The organism is Citrobacter sp. Cpo030, from assembly GCF_030333005.1.
GTDB lineage: Bacteria > Pseudomonadota > Gammaproteobacteria > Enterobacterales > Enterobacteriaceae > Citrobacter > Citrobacter portucalensis.
Genome location: NZ_JAOWGT010000052.1, coordinates 1 through 16,422, shown reverse-complemented (window position 1 = coordinate 16,422; position 16,422 = coordinate 1). Strand labels below are relative to the sequence as shown.

The following is a 16,422-nucleotide window of genomic DNA, read 5'->3' as shown; positions in this document are numbered from 1 at the left end:
TCCGGCTTTTATTGCCTGCTGGCGCTTCGCTTATCAGGCTTTCGGATAGCGCTCTTTCGCAATGCTCGTCTCCACTCGTCGTGAATGTTACCCTACAGACTAATTTGTTAGGGAGAACACCGTGGCCGTCCACCTGCTCATTGTTGATGCACTGAATCTCATCCGCCGTATTCACGCCGTACAGGGCTCCCCCTGCGTGGAGACATGCCAGCACGCGCTCGATCAGCTGATTGTGCACAGTCAACCCACGCACGCCGTGGCGGTATTTGATGACGAAGCGCGTAACAGCGGCTGGCGTCACCAACGGTTACCTGACTACAAAGCCGGTCGCCCGCCGATGCCTGACGATTTACACCAGGAAATGTCCGCCTTACGCGCCGCTTTTGAACAGCGCGGCGTCTGCTGCTGGGTATCCAGCGGGAATGAAGCCGATGATTTAGCCGCCACTCTGGCGGTGAAAGTTAGCCAGGCGGGACACCAGGCGACTATCGTCTCAACCGATAAAGGCTACTGTCAGCTACTCTCCCCGACGCTGCGTATTCGCGATTATTTCCAGAAACGCTGGCTGGATGCGCCATTCATCGAAAAAGAGTTCGGCGTGCTGCCGCAACAGTTGCCTGATTACTGGGGACTGGCCGGGATCAGCAGTTCTAAAATACCGGGGGTTGCCGGTATTGGTCCTAAAAGCGCCACACAACTGCTGGCACAGTTTCCAACGCTGGAGGCGCTGTATGAACATCTGGATGACGTACCGGAGAAATGGCGCAAGAAACTCGAAGAACATCGGGAGATGGCGTTTTTGTGCCGCGATATCGCGCGGCTGCAAACGGACTTACATATCGACGGAAACCTACAGCAGCTACGGCTGGCGCGGTAGTCTTATTTCCGGATGGCGCTGCGCTTATCCGGCCTACTTATCGTACAACCCTGTAGGCCGGATAAGCGCCAGGTGATTACCAGGCAGTATGGTACAGCTCAACGATATCCCCAAGGCTCGCTTCACGCGGATTTCCCCCGGTACAAACATCGTCAAATGCGGCTTGCGCCAGCGCAGGAATATCCTCTTTACGGACGCCAACATCGCGTAGATGCAGTGGGATACCTACATCGCGATTAAGGGCGAAAACGGCATCCACCGCCGCTTTGCGTGCATCTGCCAGCGTCAGTCCTTCAACCTTAACCCCCATTACCCGGGCAATATCGCGGAATTTTTCCCCGGTGAATTCGGCGTTATAGTGCATCACGTGCGGCAGCAAAATGGCATTCGCGACGCCGTGCGGCGTGTTGTAGAACGCGCCTAACGGGTGTGCCATACCATGCACTAATCCCAGACCTACGTTGGAGAAACCCATCCCGGCAACGTACTGGCCCAGAGCCATCGCTTCCCCCGCCTGGCTGTCGCCCGCAACGGAACCGCGTAATGACCCGGCAATAATTTCGATGGCTTTAATGTGCAGCGCATCGGTAAGCGCCCACGCAGCCCGCGTGATGTAGCCTTCAATGGCATGAGTCAGTGCATCTACGCCAGTAGCCGCTTTTAATGCAGCAGGCATGCCGTCCATCATGTCAGCATCAATGAACGCCACCTGCGGGATGTCATGTGGATCGACACAAACAAACTTACGCCGATTCTCTTCGTCAGTGATCACGTAGTTAATGGTCACTTCCGCCGCCGTTCCCGCAGTGGTTGGGATAGCCATAACTGGCACGCTCGGGAAGCGTGTCGGCGATAACCCTTCAAGGCTGCGTACATCCGCAAACTCTGGGTTATTGTTAATAATGCCAATCGCTTTACAGGTATCCTGCGGGGAGCCTCCACCAATGGCGACCAGATAGTCTGCGCCGCTTTGCTGAAAGACACTCAATCCTTCCTGCACTACCGCAATGGTTGGATTAGGAATAACGCCTGAATAGATTTCCCATGCCAGACCTGCAGCATCCATTCGGGAAGTCACCTTCTCAACAACGCCGCACTGCACCAGATTTTTATCAGTCACAATCAACGCTTTGCGATAACCACGACGAATAACTTCATCGGTTAATGCGCCAACAGCGCCCCGGCCAAACCATGCCGTTTCGTTCAGAATCATTCTGTTCGCCATCGTTTTATCTCCTATTCCTCAATACGCAATCCGTATGTTTTGAATTTTTCCAGCACAATAGCGATAGCCTCATCATCCAGTACCGGAACCGGATCGGTAATCGCCAGCGTGCTGAGATAAAGCTGCGCCAGCACTTCCACTTCATGCGCTAACCACAGGGCTTTTTCCAGATTTTCTTCGCAGGCGATCAGCCCATGATGCTGCAACAGCGTTGCTTTTCGGTTTTTCAGCGCTACCGCAACGTGCTCGGAAAGCTCACGCGTGCCAAACGTCGCATATGGCGCACAGGGAATTGAGTTACCGCCAGCCGCCGCAATCATGTAATGGATTGCCGGGATTGGCCGGTTGAGAATAGAAACAGCAGTACAATGCACGGCATGATTATGGACCACCGCCTGAGCATCGGGACGCGTCTGATAAGCGGCCATATGGAACCGCCACTCGCTGGAAGGTAATTTCCCTTCTTCGTGCTGTCCCTCAGCATTGATGTACACTATGTGGGATTCGGTGAGTTTGTCATAGGGAATACCCGTCGGGGTAATTAACATCCCGTCCTGGTAACGCACACTTACATTACCCGCAGTCCCCTGATTCAGCCCCAGACGGGTCATTTCCAGGCAGGTATTGATAATCTGCCGTGCCAGCGTATTTCGTTCCATTACTTACCTCTCTCAGTGAGTCAAAATGCGACAACAGAACATTGCTAATACCTCGACGCTCTGTTGATTTAAGCGGGTATTTGCTAACTATCATCATGCTGAATAAAGAGAAGGGAATTTTTAGCACTGGATTTTGTGATGTTCATCAACTAATAACGATGAATAAAAACATGCAAGCATAATATTACAATTGCAAAATGTCCGTTCTTAATAAAACCATTGTAAAACGGTCATTTGCGAATAAATTGTTACCATTGCCCGTTTTCCACTTAACTAATTAATTCGGGCATTATCCCTGTGGCTTTTTAATTTATTTTCCTCAAACGGTCATTATTTTAAAGAAATTAAAGTGATGATAATCACATAAACCCACACCCTGAGCATAAATGTGACCACCATCATATTAATGGCCGGTTTTTATTTGAAAATGAATTCATGAGTTCATTCATGAAGGCCAATTTTATCTGGCAGGTTACCGGAACTCACCTGGATTAGCAGGTTGGTAAAAATCACCAATCGTACTCTTAAGCTGTTGAACATGCTTATGAACTGATGAGGATGCTATGGGAAACACATCAATACAAACACAAAGTTTTCATGCGGTAGAGCGGGGGCAGACAAAAAATTATGTCATTCCCTTCGCGTTACTCTGTTCACTGTTTTTTCTTTGGGCGGTTGCCAATAATCTTAATGACATTTTATTACCACAATTTCAGCAAGCATTTACATTAACAAACTTTCAGGCTGGTCTGATTCAATCTGCTTTTTATTTTGGTTATTTCGTCATTCCAATCCCAGCCGGGATCCTGATGAAAAAACTAAGTTATAAAGCAGGCATTATTACCGGATTATTCTTATATGCCATCGGTGCAGCATTATTCTGGCCAGCGGCTGAGGTAATGAATTACACCTTATTCCTGATTGGCCTATTTATTATTGCGGCGGGCTTAGGTTGTCTGGAAACGGCTGCCAACCCCTTTGTAACCGTACTGGGCCCGGAAAGCGGCGGTCACTTCCGATTAAATCTCGCGCAAACTTTTAACTCATTTGGTGCCATTATTGCGGTTGTTTTTGGGCAAAGTCTTATTTTGTCTAATGTGCCACATCAATCTCAAGACGTACTCGATAAGATGGCGCCAGAACAGCTAAGCGCCTACAAGCACAGCCTGGTGTTATCGGTTCAAACCCCTTATATGATCATCGTCGCGGTCGTTTTGCTGGTCGCCCTGCTGATCATGTTTACCAAGTTTCCGACCCTGCAAAGTGACGATCACAGTGACAACGCTCAGAGTTCATTCTCCGCGTCCCTTTCCCGCCTGGTGCGCATTCGCCACTGGCGTTGGGCGGTACTGGCGCAGTTCTGCTACGTCGGTGCACAAACTGCCTGCTGGAGCTACCTGATTCGCTACGCAATCGAAGAGATCCCAGGCATGACGCCAGGTTTCGCCGCCAACTACCTGACCGGCACCATGGTGTGCTTCTTTATCGGTCGTTTCTCCGGCACCTGGCTTATCAGTCGCTTTGCGCCGCATAAAGTGCTGGCCGCATATGCCCTGCTTGCCATGATCCTGTGCCTGATTTCCGCCTTCACCGGTGGCCAGATCGGCCTGCTGGCCCTGACGTTGTGCAGCGCATTTATGTCGATTCAGTACCCAACCATTTTTTCTCTGGGGATCAAAAATCTGGGACAAGACACCAAATATGGCTCGTCTTTTATCGTCATGACCATCATTGGCGGCGGCATTGTGACCCCGGTGATGGGCTTTGTCAGCGATGCCGCTGGCAATATCCCGACCGCTGAACTGGTCCCGGCGCTTTGCTTCGCCATCATCTTTATTTTTGCCCGCTTCCGTTCACAAACGGCAGCCAACTGAATATTTATCCGAATAACGTGAGGAATCTGTGATGAAAAAAATCAGCTTACCAAAAATTGGTATTCGCCCGGTTATTGACGGACGTCGTATGGGTGTACGTGAGTCGCTCGAAGAGCAAACCATGAATATGGCTAAAGCTACCGCAGCGCTTATCACTGAAAAACTTCGTCATGCCTGCGGCGCACAAATTGAATGTGTGATTGCCGATACCTGTATCGCCGGCATGTCAGAATCCGCGGCCTGTGAAGAAAAATTCAGCAGCCAGAATGTTGGCGTGACGATTACAGTTACCCCATGTTGGTGCTACGGCAGTGAAACCATCGACATGGATCCGATGCGCCCGAAAGCGATCTGGGGCTTCAACGGCACGGAACGTCCGGGGGCGGTTTACCTGGCCGCCGCATTGGCAGCTCACAGCCAAAAAGGCCTTCCTGCCTTCTCCATCTATGGTCATGACGTACAGGATGCAGACGACACTTCTATCCCTGCCGATGTTGAAGAAAAACTGCTGCGTTTTGCCCGTGCCGGTTTAGCGGTTGCCAGTATGAAAGGGAAAAGCTACCTGTCTGTCGGTGGAGTATCAATGGGCATCGCCGGTTCTATCGTCGACCATAACTTCTTTGAATCCTGGCTGGGTATGAAGGTGCAGGCGGTTGATATGACCGAGCTGCGTCGTCGCATTGACCAGAAAATCTATGATGAAACCGAGCTGGAAATGGCGCTGGCGTGGGCGGACAAAAACTTCCGCTACGGCGAAGATCAGAACGCGCAGCAATATAAGCGTAACGCAGAACAAAGCCGCGCAGTGCTGAAAGAAAGCCTGCTGATGGCTATGTGCATTCGCGACATGATGCAGGGTAACAAAAAGCTGGCAGACAAAGGTCTGGTCGAAGAATCCCTGGGCTATAACGCGATCGCCGCAGGCTTCCAGGGCCAGCGTCACTGGACCGATCAATACCCAAATGGCGATACCGCCGAAGCGTTGCTCAACAGCTCCTTTGACTGGAATGGCGTTCGTGAACCGTTCGTTGTCGCGACAGAAAACGACAGCCTGAACGGCGTGGCGATGCTGTTCGGCCATCAACTCACCGGCACGGCCCAGGTCTTTGCCGATGTGCGCACCTACTGGTCGCCAGAGGCGGTTGAACGCGTCACGGGTAAACCACTGACCGGTCTTGCTGAGCACGGCATTATTCACTTGATTAACTCCGGTTCTGCGGCACTGGACGGTTCCTGCAAACAGCGCGACAGCGAAGGTAAACCGACCATGAAACCACACTGGGAAATCTCGCAGAAAGAGGCGGATGAATGCCTGGAGGCAACCGAATGGTGCCCGGCTATTCACGAATACTTCCGCGGGGGCGGTTACTCATCTCGCTTCCTGACTGAAGGCGGTGTGCCGTTCACCATGAGCCGTATCAACATCATCAAAGGGTTGGGGCCGGTGCTGCAAATCGCGGAAGGCTGGAGCGTGGAGCTGCCGAAAGATATGCACGACCAGCTTGATGCGCGTACCAACTCCACATGGCCAACCACCTGGTTTGCTCCGCGCTTAACCGGCAAGGGCCCGTTCAGCGACGTCTATTCCGTCATGGCTAACTGGGGTGCTAACCACGGGGTGCTGACGATTGGTCACGTAGGTGCGGACTTTATCACTCTGGCTGCCATGCTGCGTATCCCGGTGTGCATGCACAACGTGGAAGACGAGAAAATTTATCGTCCTTCCTCCTGGGCCGCCCACGGTATGGATACGGAAGGTCAGGATTACCGCGCTTGTCAGAACTACGGTCCGCTGTATAAGCGTTAAACATCGAGCGATTGCCTGATGGCGGCGCGGCCTACGAAGCACACGGTTTTGTAGGCCGGATAAGGCGAAGCCGCCATCCGGAAATAGGTAATCTCCCAGGAGCAATTATGAAACAAGAGGTTATTCTGGTTCTCGACTGTGGCGCGACCAACGTGCGGGCCATTGCCGTTGACCGACAGGGAAAGATTGTCGCCCGCGCAGCGACCCCGAACGCCAGTGACATCGCCGCAGAAAACAGTGCCTGGCACCAATGGTCGCTGGAGGCCATTCTGCAACGCTTTGCCGACTGCTGTCAGCGGCTTTCCTTACAACTGGCCGCCTGCCAAATTCGCGGGATCGCCGTCACCACCTTCGGCGTGGATGGCGCGCTGGTGGATAAGAACGGAAAACAACTGTATCCGGTGATCAGCTGGAAATGCCCACGTACCGCAGCGGTTATGGAGAATATCCATCGCTACATGTCACCGCAGCAACTGCAGGAAATCTCCGGCGTTGGGGCGTTTAGCTTCAATACGCTGTACAAACTGGTATGGCTGAAAGAGAACCACCCGCAATTACTGGAACAGGCGCACGCCTGGCTGTTTATCTCGTCGCTTATCAACCAACGTTTAACCGGCGAGTTCACAACTGACATCACCATGGCGGGAACCAGCCAGATGCTGGATATCCAGCAACGTGATTTCAGCCAGGACATTTTGCAGGCAACAGGCATACCGCGTCGCCTGTTTCCGCGCCTGGTTGAAGCAGGCGAACAAATTGGAGTACTGCAACGCGAGGCCGCCAACCAGCTCGGACTTCCAGAGGGTATTCCGGTCATCTCTGCCGGACACGACACACAGTTTGCGCTATTTGGCGCAGGCGCCCAACAGGATGAACCGGTACTCTCTTCCGGCACATGGGAAATTCTGATGGTGCGCAGTGCGCAGGTAAATACCTCCCTGCTCAGCCATTATGCGGGCTCCACCTGTGAGCTGGATAGTCAGGCTGGGCTTAACAATCCCGGAATGCAGTGGCTGGCCTCCGGCGTGCTTGAATGGGTTCGAAAGCTGTTATGGACTGCGGACACGCCCTGGCAAACGTTGATTGATGAAGCTCGGGATATTCCCGCTGGTGCCGAAGGGGTGAAGATGCACTGCGACCTGCTGGCCTGTCAGAATGCGGGCTGGCAAGGGGTTACCCTCAATACTACCCGTGGACACTTTTATCGCGCCGCGCTGGAAGGACTGACAGAACAGCTGCAGCGGAATCTGCAAACGCTGGAAAAAATCGGTCATTTCCAGGCCACTGAACTGCTATTAGTTGGCGGGGGCAGCCGCAACATCTTGTGGAACCAAATCAAAGCGAACGTACTCGGGATCCCAGTCAAAGTGCTGGATGATGCCGAAACTACCGTGGCAGGCGCCGCAATGTTTGCCTGGTCAGGCATCGGGGAATTTACCTCCCCGGAGCAGGCGCGCGAACAGGTGCGCTATCAGTACCGTTACTTCTATCCGCAAACCGAATCCGAACTCACAGGAGTCGAGTAACATGCTTAAAACGATATCTCCCTTAATTTCCCCCGACTTACTGAAAGTGCTGGCCGAAATGGGACACGGCGATGAGATTATCTTTTCCGATGCCCACTTCCCGGCCAACAGCATGGGGCCGCAGGTCATCCGCGCTGACGGTCTGCTGGTCAGCGATCTGCTGCGGGCGCTTATTCCGCTATTTGAACTGGACAGCTACGCCCCACCGCTGGTGATGATGGCTGCGGTTGAAGGTGACACTCTCGATCCTGACGTTGAGGCTCGCTATCGTCAGGCACTTTCATTACAGACCCCCTGCCCGGACATCACGCGTATTGACCGCTATGCCTTTTACGAACGAGCACAAAAGGCGTTTGCGATCGTTATCACAGGAGAGCGGGCAAAGTACGGGAATATTCTTTTAAAAAAAGGGGTAACGCCGTAATCTCTGGTCAGAATGCCCGTCAGGTACGGGCATTCATCATTAGATGAGGATCAGAACATGAAAGCGGCGCGCCAGCAGGCAATCGTAGATCTGCTTACTAACCACAAAAGCCTGACAACCGAAGCCCTGGCTTTGCAGCTTAACGTCAGCAAAGAGACCATCCGCCGCGATCTCAGCGAGTTACAGACCCAGGGAAAAGTGTTACGCAACCACGGTCGGGCCAAAGTTATTCACCGGGAAAATCAGGACAGCGGTGACCCATTTCATATTCGACTCAAAAGCCACTATGCACACAAAGCGGATATCGCCCGTGAAGCGTTGGCATGGATCGAAGAAGGTATGGTAATTGCCTTAGACGCCAGCTCTACCTGCTGGTATCTGGCGCGACAGTTACCGGACATCAACATTCACGTTTTTACCAACAGCCAGCCCATCTGCCAGGAATTGGCTAAACGTGAACACATTCAGCTTATCAGCTCCGGCGGTCGTCTTGAGCGCAAATACGGTTGCTACGTTAATCCCTCGCTTATCTCGCAGCTAAAACCACTCGAGATTGACCTGTTTATTTTTTCCTGCGAAGGGATCGACAGCGACGGTGCGCTCTGGGACTCAAATGCAACCAACGCAGACTTCAAATCCATTCTGCTTAAGCGTGCATCGCAGTCTTTATTACTGATCGATAAAAGTAAATTTAATCGTTCGGGAGAGGCCAGAATTGGGCATCTGGATGATGTGACGCATATTGTTTCAGATACACAGCTGATTGAAGCAATCCAGGCCGAATAGGGCGATTACGCCGCCATCCGACCTGGGTTGTAGCCTTATCGCTCGTCGCGACGACCGCCGACGGCAGCCCACAGACGACGTACGTGAACGGTTACTTCTTCACGGTCATGATACAACTGACGCGCCTGAATCTGGGCATTTACACCATGTTCATCAAGCTGGGCCTGAATGTAAGCCAGGTTCTGTGACACCTCTTCGTAGCGTTTTTTCATCGGCAGTTTGAGGTTGAAGATCGTCTCACGACACCAGCCGTTGACCAGCCATTGTGCCATCAGCGCGGCAACCTTCGCCGGCTTCTCCACCATGTCACAGACCATCCACGAAATGTTGTTGCGATTCGGACGGTACTTAAATCCGTCTTCACGCAGCCAGGTGACCTGTCCGGTATCCATCAGGCTTTGCGCCATCGGGCCGTTATCCACGGAGTAAACCCACATGTTGCGTTTAACCAGCTGATAGGTCCATCCGCCCGGGCAGGCGCCTAAATCCACCGCATACATCCCGTTCGCCAGACGCTCATCCCATTCATCGGCAGGGATAAACACGTGCAGCGCTTCTTCCAGCTTGAGCGTTGAACGGCTCGGCGCATCGGCTGGAAACTTCAGACGCGGAATCCCCATGTAAAACGGTGAGTTATTGTCAGGCCAGGAATAGCCGGTATAACAACAGCCAGGGGCGATAAAGAAGACGTGAACCACCGGACGCTTTGGCGTTTCATACTTTGCCAGTACGCCCGCTTCGCGCAGCGCTGCACGCAACGGTACGGTAAATTTACGGCAAAATTTAACCAGCTCTTTGCTTTCATTGGTGTCGGCAACTTCTACTCGCAGATCGCCACCCTTTTCCACCACGCCCTGCAACATGCCAACGATCGGTGTAATACGATCTTCCGGCGGTAAGTATTGCAGCAGCTCGCCCACCACAAACATTTGACGAGCAAAAATCAGCGAACTAAACGGCAGCTCTTTCACTAACTTTTCAGCATCGTCCTGCTGATAGCATTCGAAGATGACGTAACCCGCATTGTCTTTCACGCGGGCAAAACCGAAGATTTCCCGGCGTCCTGCTTTATCCGTAATTTCTGCGGCGCACTCTTTTTCAAAACCTGGGCGACACAACAATACAACCTTATTCATGGCTAACGCCCTTACGTTTCAATCGAATAGCGCCCACTAACATCAGCGCCCAGCCTACGAGGAAGCTGAAGCCGCCGACAGGGGTAACAAACGCCCACAGGCGTAAATGAGAGAGCGCGAGACAATACAGGCTGCCGCTAAACAGCACTGTACCTAATGCCAGAAACACGCTACTCCAGTAAAACCAAATACTAATGCGCCGTTGCATGGCGACGGCCAGACCAAAGATAGCCAGCGTATGAAACGCCTGATACTCAAGGCCGGTCTGAATCCACCCCATTTCAACAACACCGAGGGTTTTGCTCAGAACATGTGCCCCAAAGGCGCCCAACGCCACAAAAATAAAGCCACTTACGGCGGCAAAAATCAGCATAAAACGGCTGGTCATTTGAATACCCTACGTAAATTATTGTTCATAACGAAAGCGGAATTTTTCTTGTTCCGTGGCCGCTTTCGCCAGAATCCACTGACGGAAGGCGGCTATTTTACCCAGTTCTGCCTGACTGTCATGACAAACCAGATAAAATGCGTTTTTGCTGACCAGAACATCGTTAAACGGACAGACCAGACGTCCGGCTTCAATTTCGGACTGCGCCATGACGTTGTTAGCCAGCGCGATCCCCTGTCCATGGATTGCAGCCTGTAGCACCATGGCGCTATGGCTGAAGATAGGTCCTTGCTGTACGTTGATATGATTCAGGCCAAGCTGGCGCGTATAGGCTTGCCAGTCTCGTCGCGACGCATCATGCAATAAAGTGTGTTTTGCCAGGTCGTCCGGTGTCTTTAGCGGTTTATCACCGGTAAGCAACAGCGGAGAGCAGACCGGCAATAAATATTCTGCGTACAATTTTTCCACGCGCAGACCCGGCCAGTTGCCACGTCCGTAGAAAATCGCCACATCAACATCATCAGCCAGTTTGTCTTCCTGACGGTCCACCGCCTGGATCCTGACATCGATTCCCGGATAAGCTGAGTTAAAGCTAGAGAGTCTGGGCACCAGCCATTGGATCGCAAAACTGGGCAATAAACTCACGGTAAGCGCACCTTTTGCACTGCGTGCCTGAAGTTTACGCGTCGCGTCGGTTAATTGCGAAAAAATCTCTTTAATGTCGAGAAAGTAGCTTTGACCTTCTTCCGTTAACAGCAAAGATCGATTGCGTCGACGAAACAGTTTTAGCCCCAAAAAATCCTCAAGTGACTTGATTTGGTGACTTACTGCGGCCTGCGTCACAAAAAGCTCTTCTGCTGCGCGAGTAAAGCTTAAATGACGCGCTGCAGCATCAAAAACACGTAACGCATTTAAGGGTGGTAATCGTTTTGACATGACTTTTAGGCTTTGATGTTAAATTAATTTAACAATTAGCTAACAGGCTGTAACCTATTAGTTTTTTTTATCTGAGCCATTATAAATTGTCCGTTGAGGTTCTACCAGCAAATACCTATAGTGGCGGCACTTCCTGAAGCCGGAACGAAAAGTTTTATCGGAATGCGTGTTCTGGTGGGCTTTTGGCTTACGGTTGTGATGTTGTGTTGTTGTGTTTGCAATTGGTCTGCGATTCAGACCATGGTAGCAAAGCTACCCTTTTTCACTTCCTGTACATTTACCCTGTCTGTCCATAGTGATTAATGTAGCACCGCCAAATTGCGGTGCTTTTTTTTGTCCACGTTTCGTCGATGGCCGACCTGCTATTATTGCTCCAGTTCTACCATCTCTTTCACGTCAGTACGGTTAATCTGCTGTTTGTTGCCGTTAGCGTCTTTATACGAAATCATCCCCGTCTCATTATCGGTCTGTGGTTTACCATCAGCTACGATTGATCGGCCATCATTGGTGTGCATCACGTAATTCGAACCAGAACAGGCGCTCAGGGCAAAAGTCAGCATACAGGCAGAAATTATGGCGGCAGTCTTTTTCATCTTCTTCTCCTTAAAGCGATTTATGCTATTAAAAACATACTCCGTAACAGGCAAAATTGTTCGCCTAACGCTATTTAGCATAAGACACTGAACGGGCTTTGCCAGGATATCCAGAGTATTCCGATGGTTAGCACAACCCTTGTATCAATGCCCTTTTTGCGCCACGATCGGTTTACTGAACTGAGGAATACCATGAACGCTTTTAACCCCGCGCAGTTTCGCGCACAATTTCCCGCACTCAACGATGCTGGCGTTTATCTCGACAGCGCTGCTACGGCGCTGAAGCCGCAGGCGGTCATTGAGGCAACCCATCAGTTTTATAGCCTGAGTGCCGGGAACGTCCATCGCAGCCAGTTTGCTGAAGCCCAGCGCCTGACCGCACGCTATGAAGCCGCGCGGGAAAAAGTCGCACACTTGATTAATGCGTCGGATGACAAAACCATCGTCTGGACCCGCGGCACAACGGAAGCGATCAACATGGTTGCCCAAAGCTATGCGCGTCCACGCCTACAACCGGGTGATGAGATTATCGTCAGCGCAGCGGAACATCACGCCAACCTCGTTCCCTGGCTGATGGTCGCGGAGCAAACGGGGGCTAAGGTCGTCAAACTCCCACTCAACCCCCATTTATTGCCAGACGTTGAGCGCCTCACGCAGCTCATTACCCCGCGCAGCCGCATTCTGGCGCTCGGGCAAATGTCGAACGTCACCGGTGGCTGCCCGGATCTGGCCCGCGCCATTACGCTCGCCCATGCGGCTGGCATGGTGGTGATGGTTGATGGTGCCCAGGGGATTGTGCATTACCCTGCCGATGTACAGCAGTTGGATATTGATTTCTATGCGTTTTCAGGCCACAAGCTATATGGCCCCACCGGTATTGGCGTGCTGTACTGTAAGCCGGAACTGCTGGAAGCCATGTCTCCCTGGCTTGGGGGCGGTAAGATGATTAGCGAAGTCAGTTTTGACGGTTTCACCACTCAGCCCGCACCATGGAAGCTGGAAGCCGGTACGCCTAACGTTGCAGGCGTTATCGGGCTAAGCGCGGCGCTCGAATGGCTGGCGGACGTTGATGTGGCGCAAGCCGAAAACTGGAGCCGGGGTCTGGCGACGCTGGCAGAAGATGTCCTGGCGAAACGCTCTGGCTTTCGTTCCTTCCGCTGCCAGGACTCCAGTCTGTTAGCCTTTGATTTCGCGGGTGTTCATCACAGCGATATGGTCACTCTGCTGGCCGAATATGGCATTGCGCTGCGCGCGGGGCAACACTGTGCACAGCCGCTGCTGGCGGAACTTGGGGTATCCGGAACACTACGCGCCTCATTTGCCCCTTATAATACCCAAAGCGATGTGGATGCGTTGGTCGCAGCCGTCGACCGCGCGCTGGAAATATTGGTGGATTAATGACAAGCCCTCTGTTCGCCGGACACCCGTTTGGCACAAACGTAACCGAAGAGACGTTACGCAATACCTTTATCCCGCTTACTCAGTGGGAAGATAAATATCGCCAGCTGATTCTGCTGGGTAAGCAGTTGCCGGCGCTTCCGGATACGCTAAAGGCGCAGGCCAAAGAAATTTCGGGCTGCGAAAACCGCGTCTGGCTGGGGCATACTCTTCATGAGAATGGCACTCTGCATTTCTTCGGCGACAGCGAAGGTCGAATAGTACGCGGGCTGTTGGCGGTATTACTCACCGCGGTCGAAGGTAAAACCGCAGCCGAGTTACTGGCGCGTTCGCCGATGGCGTTATTTGACGAACTGGGTTTACGCGCGCAGCTCAGCGCCTCGCGTAGCCAGGGGCTGCATGCTCTAAACGAGGCGATTCTCGAGGCGGCCCAGAAAGCCGGATGACGACGCAGATACGTCTTATCCGGCCTACAACACTGCACTAACCGTAGGTCGGATAAGCATAGCGCCATCCGACACAATCAGACCTGACGCGCGGCCTTCGCCATCATCTTCTTCAGCGCATGGGAGACAGCAACAAAGCCAAAGGTGGCTGTCACCATGGTAGCCGCGCCAAACCCGGACGCGCAATCCATACGCTTCGGCCCTTCCGCCGTCGCTTTCATCGCACATACCGAGCCATCCGCCTGCGGGTAAACCAGCGATTCGGTCGAGAACACGCAGTCCACGCCCAGCTTGCCTTTGCTGTTTTTCACCACGCCAAAATCGCTTTTCAGCCGCTCACGCAGCTTGGCCGCCAGCGGATCCTGGATGGTTTTTGCCAAATCAACGACCTGAATCTGCGTAGGATCGATCTGTCCACCCGCACCACCGGTGGTCACCAGCGGAATTTTGTTACGCCGACAGTACGCGATCAGTGCCGCTTTTGGGCGCACGCTATCAATCGCATCGATGACGTACGAAAATCCTGCATTCATATATTCAGCAACGTTATCTGGCGTAACAAAATCATCGACCACGTTCACCCGGCACTCCGGGTTAATTTGTCGGATACGCTCCGCCATCACTTCAGCTTTTGCCAGACCGACGTTATCACGCAGCGCATGGATCTGGCGGTTTGTATTGGTGACGCACACATCATCCATATCAATGAGTGTGATAGCGCCAATACCGGTTCTCGCCAGCGCTTCCGCCGCCCATGACCCTACTCCGCCAATCCCAACCACGCAAACGTGCGATTGGGCAAACAGCTGCAACGCATTTTCGCCATACAGACGTGCCGTACCGCCAAAACGTTGGCGCCAGGCATCGCTAATAACCACAGACATAGAACCTCAAATTCATTAATACCGAGCAGTCTGACTACCTGATGTCGGCTACGCCTCATCAGGCGTACTCAATAATGTAGGCTTGATAAGCGAAGCGCCATCCGGCAATTAACCGCTGAACACGTTACCCGCACCCGGCGCTGTTTTTAGTACCCATACGCGACCGTAGTGATTATACCACCCGGCACGGTGTCCGGCGTCAGCGCCAATACCCTGATAGATGTCGAAGTGTTGCCCTTTAATAGCCCCCCCCACATCTAACGCCACCATCAGGCGCAGTTCGTACTGGCCGGTAAACTTGCCGTTATTGTCCAGTAACGGGACTTCCGCCAGTAACGTTGTGCCCGCAGGAATGATACTACGGTCAGAAGCTACGGACGCGCGGCCAATCAGCGGCACCGCGCTGGCCCCTTTCACCGGAGCAAAAGATTGCGGTTTAAAGAAGACAAACGATGGGTTCTGCTCCAGCAGCTCACGCACTTCGGCTTCGCTGTGCGTCTCACCCCAGTGGCGAATAGCCTGCATCGACATATCTTCTTTTTTCACTTCGCCACGGTCGATAAGCACTTTACCGATACTGCGATAGGCGTGGCCATTTTTCCCGGCATAGCTAAAGAAGTTGAGCGGGCTGCCATCGCCAAAATCGATGTAGCCACTGCCCTGAACATCCATAATGAAGTTATCCATCAGGGAGTTGCTGTATGCCAGAATATAATTGTCGCTTAGCGCGCCCGCGTAGATCTCGGCACGAGAGGGTAAGCGCCCACGTTTTGGCGGCATGCGATAGATAGGATACTGAAACTCGCCCTGGCGCGTATGGCGCGCCTGGATAACCGGTGTGTAGTAACCGGTAAACTGGACGTTACCGTAGTTGTCCGCCCCTTCCATTTGCCAGGCATCAATACCAAACTGGCGCATACTGCGCGTATCACCGCCCGCACGTAACCATTGCTGGATAGCGTTGTAGACGTCGCTCTGGTTGCCGTACAAACGTGGCGAAGCGCTGCGAATTTGATTAACCTGCTCGGCGAAATCACCGGCATTGATTGGCGCGCCAACCGCATCAGGCTGGTTCACCAGTGAGAAAGGCTGGGTAAATTTCCCGTCTTTATACTGCTGCCCACGATCGGTGGGTTTTGAGGAACACGCGGCGAGCATCGCGACTACAGCTCCCGCCAGAAGATATTTTGCCCAACGTCCTTTCATTGTTCTCGTCTTATGTTGCCTGAATGCGAGACGAAGATAACAAACCCCCGAACCTAATGAAATGCGTATACATACCCGAACGCAAATTTTGAGCAAAAAATAATCCAGAATGCGTTGTTTTTGTTCATTTTCAGCCTAAAAACGTGATCAAGGTGAAAAAAGGGTTGCATGAAAATGCGAGCAGAGTATAGTGCGCATCCACGGACGCGGGGTGGAGCAGCCTGGTAGCTCGTCGGGCTCATAACCCGAAGGTCGTC

16 protein-coding genes are annotated in these 16,422 nt (G+C 52.5%); 8 read left to right on the top strand and 8 right to left on the bottom strand.

What is annotated here, in order from left to right; genetic code table 11:
• Positions 1 to 121: 121 nt before the first annotated feature.
• Entirely contained in the window at positions 122 to 877 is a 756-nt protein-coding gene (gene xni / locus OGY37_RS08970; RefSeq protein ID WP_063940943.1) for a flap endonuclease Xni, read from the top strand.
• A 76-nt stretch (positions 878 to 953) separates the two neighbouring features.
• Here the strand turns inward: xni and fucO are convergent, their stop codons facing one another.
• Both fucO and fucA read right to left on the bottom strand, forming a co-directional pair.
• A complete protein-coding gene (gene fucO, locus OGY37_RS08965; RefSeq protein ID WP_149281289.1) occupies positions 954 to 2,102 on the bottom strand; it encodes a lactaldehyde reductase in 1,149 nt (382 codons plus the stop codon).
• Positions 2,103 to 2,113: 11 nt separating this feature from the next.
• Complete coding sequence (fucA, locus tag OGY37_RS08960) at positions 2,114 to 2,761, bottom strand: L-fuculose-phosphate aldolase (RefSeq protein WP_003825656.1); 648 nt, start codon at positions 2,759 to 2,761, stop codon at positions 2,114 to 2,116.
• A 563-nt stretch (positions 2,762 to 3,324) separates the two neighbouring features.
• Between fucA and fucP the strand changes: the two genes are divergently transcribed.
• From fucP to fucR, 5 genes are all read left to right on the top strand, one after another.
• Positions 3,325 to 4,635, top strand: a complete 1,311-nt coding sequence (fucP, locus tag OGY37_RS08955) for an L-fucose:H+ symporter permease (RefSeq protein WP_008785696.1) — start codon at positions 3,325 to 3,327, stop codon at positions 4,633 to 4,635.
• Between the two features lie 31 nt (positions 4,636 to 4,666).
• Complete coding sequence (gene fucI / locus OGY37_RS08950) at positions 4,667 to 6,442, top strand: L-fucose isomerase (protein WP_286620616.1); 1,776 nt, start codon at positions 4,667 to 4,669, stop codon at positions 6,440 to 6,442.
• Between the two features lie 107 nt (positions 6,443 to 6,549).
• Entirely contained in the window at positions 6,550 to 7,968 is a 1,419-nt protein-coding gene (gene fucK, locus OGY37_RS08945; RefSeq protein WP_279275522.1) for an L-fuculokinase, read from the top strand.
• 1 nt (position 7,969) lies between these two features.
• Entirely contained in the window at positions 7,970 to 8,392 is a 423-nt protein-coding gene (fucU, locus tag OGY37_RS08940; protein ID WP_048215640.1) for an L-fucose mutarotase, read from the top strand.
• 57 nt (positions 8,393 to 8,449) lie between these two features.
• Positions 8,450 to 9,178 (top strand): L-fucose operon activator, encoded by a 729-nt coding sequence (gene fucR / locus OGY37_RS08935; RefSeq protein WP_003825642.1) that lies wholly within the window; start codon positions 8,450 to 8,452, stop codon positions 9,176 to 9,178.
• 35 nt (positions 9,179 to 9,213) lie between these two features.
• Here fucR and rlmM read toward each other — a convergent pair whose 3' ends face one another.
• The 4 genes from rlmM to OGY37_RS08915 form a co-directional block, all read right to left on the bottom strand.
• Positions 9,214 to 10,314: a 23S rRNA (cytidine(2498)-2'-O)-methyltransferase RlmM gene (gene rlmM, locus OGY37_RS08930; RefSeq protein WP_003034040.1), complete on the bottom strand. Its 1,101-nt coding sequence runs from the start codon at positions 10,312 to 10,314 to the stop codon at positions 9,214 to 9,216.
• Positions 10,307 to 10,702 (bottom strand): DUF423 domain-containing protein, encoded by a 396-nt coding sequence (locus OGY37_RS08925; RefSeq protein WP_003034037.1) that lies wholly within the window; start codon positions 10,700 to 10,702, stop codon positions 10,307 to 10,309. Before OGY37_RS08925 ends, rlmM begins: the two co-directional genes overlap by 8 nt.
• An 18-nt stretch (positions 10,703 to 10,720) precedes the next feature.
• Positions 10,721 to 11,638: a glycine cleavage system transcriptional regulator GcvA gene (gcvA, locus tag OGY37_RS08920; protein WP_003034035.1), complete on the bottom strand. Its 918-nt coding sequence runs from the start codon at positions 11,636 to 11,638 to the stop codon at positions 10,721 to 10,723.
• Between the two features lie 365 nt (positions 11,639 to 12,003).
• Entirely contained in the window at positions 12,004 to 12,231 is a 228-nt protein-coding gene (locus OGY37_RS08915) for a YgdI/YgdR family lipoprotein (RefSeq protein WP_003825635.1), read from the bottom strand.
• 192 nt (positions 12,232 to 12,423) lie between these two features.
• On the opposite strand from OGY37_RS08915, the gene csdA reads away from it, so the two are divergent.
• Both csdA and csdE read left to right on the top strand, forming a co-directional pair.
• Positions 12,424 to 13,629 (top strand): cysteine desulfurase CsdA, encoded by a 1,206-nt coding sequence (gene csdA, locus OGY37_RS08910; RefSeq protein ID WP_286620613.1) that lies wholly within the window; start codon positions 12,424 to 12,426, stop codon positions 13,627 to 13,629.
• Positions 13,629 to 14,075 (top strand): cysteine desulfurase sulfur acceptor subunit CsdE, encoded by a 447-nt coding sequence (csdE, locus tag OGY37_RS08905; RefSeq protein WP_286620611.1) that lies wholly within the window; start codon positions 13,629 to 13,631, stop codon positions 14,073 to 14,075. Before csdA ends, csdE begins: the two co-directional genes overlap by 1 nt.
• Before the next feature lie 77 nt (positions 14,076 to 14,152).
• On the opposite strand, the gene tcdA is transcribed toward csdE, so the two are convergent.
• Both tcdA and mltA read right to left on the bottom strand, forming a co-directional pair.
• Positions 14,153 to 14,959: a tRNA cyclic N6-threonylcarbamoyladenosine(37) synthase TcdA gene (gene tcdA, locus OGY37_RS08900; RefSeq protein ID WP_286620609.1), complete on the bottom strand. Its 807-nt coding sequence runs from the start codon at positions 14,957 to 14,959 to the stop codon at positions 14,153 to 14,155.
• 108 nt (positions 14,960 to 15,067) lie between these two features.
• Positions 15,068 to 16,165, bottom strand: coding sequence for a murein transglycosylase A (mltA, locus tag OGY37_RS08895; RefSeq protein WP_008785702.1), 1,098 nt, complete (start codon positions 16,163 to 16,165; stop codon positions 15,068 to 15,070).
• Positions 16,166 to 16,422 lie beyond the last annotated feature (257 nt).

Coding starts and splice junctions, on each gene's coding strand:
- fucO (WP_149281289.1), bottom strand. CDS start 2,102: ATGGCGAACAGAATGATTCTGAACGAAACGGCATGGTTTGGCCGGGGC.
- fucA (WP_003825656.1), bottom strand. CDS start 2,761: ATGGAACGAAATACGCTGGCACGGCAGATTATCAATACCTGCCTGGAA.
- fucP (WP_008785696.1), top strand. CDS start 3,325: ATGGGAAACACATCAATACAAACACAAAGTTTTCATGCGGTAGAGCGG.
- fucI (WP_286620616.1), top strand. CDS start 4,667: ATGAAAAAAATCAGCTTACCAAAAATTGGTATTCGCCCGGTTATTGAC.
- fucK (WP_279275522.1), top strand. CDS start 6,550: ATGAAACAAGAGGTTATTCTGGTTCTCGACTGTGGCGCGACCAACGTG.
- fucU (WP_048215640.1), top strand. CDS start 7,970: ATGCTTAAAACGATATCTCCCTTAATTTCCCCCGACTTACTGAAAGTG.
- fucR (WP_003825642.1), top strand. CDS start 8,450: ATGAAAGCGGCGCGCCAGCAGGCAATCGTAGATCTGCTTACTAACCAC.
- rlmM (WP_003034040.1), bottom strand. CDS start 10,314: ATGAATAAGGTTGTATTGTTGTGTCGCCCAGGTTTTGAAAAAGAGTGC.
- OGY37_RS08925 (WP_003034037.1), bottom strand. CDS start 10,702: ATGACCAGCCGTTTTATGCTGATTTTTGCCGCCGTAAGTGGCTTTATT.
- gcvA (WP_003034035.1), bottom strand. CDS start 11,638: ATGTCAAAACGATTACCACCCTTAAATGCGTTACGTGTTTTTGATGCT.
- OGY37_RS08915 (WP_003825635.1), bottom strand. CDS start 12,231: ATGAAAAAGACTGCCGCCATAATTTCTGCCTGTATGCTGACTTTTGCC.
- csdA (WP_286620613.1), top strand. CDS start 12,424: ATGAACGCTTTTAACCCCGCGCAGTTTCGCGCACAATTTCCCGCACTC.
- csdE (WP_286620611.1), top strand. CDS start 13,629: ATGACAAGCCCTCTGTTCGCCGGACACCCGTTTGGCACAAACGTAACC.
- tcdA (WP_286620609.1), bottom strand. CDS start 14,959: ATGTCTGTGGTTATTAGCGATGCCTGGCGCCAACGTTTTGGCGGTACG.
- mltA (WP_008785702.1), bottom strand. CDS start 16,165: ATGAAAGGACGTTGGGCAAAATATCTTCTGGCGGGAGCTGTAGTCGCG.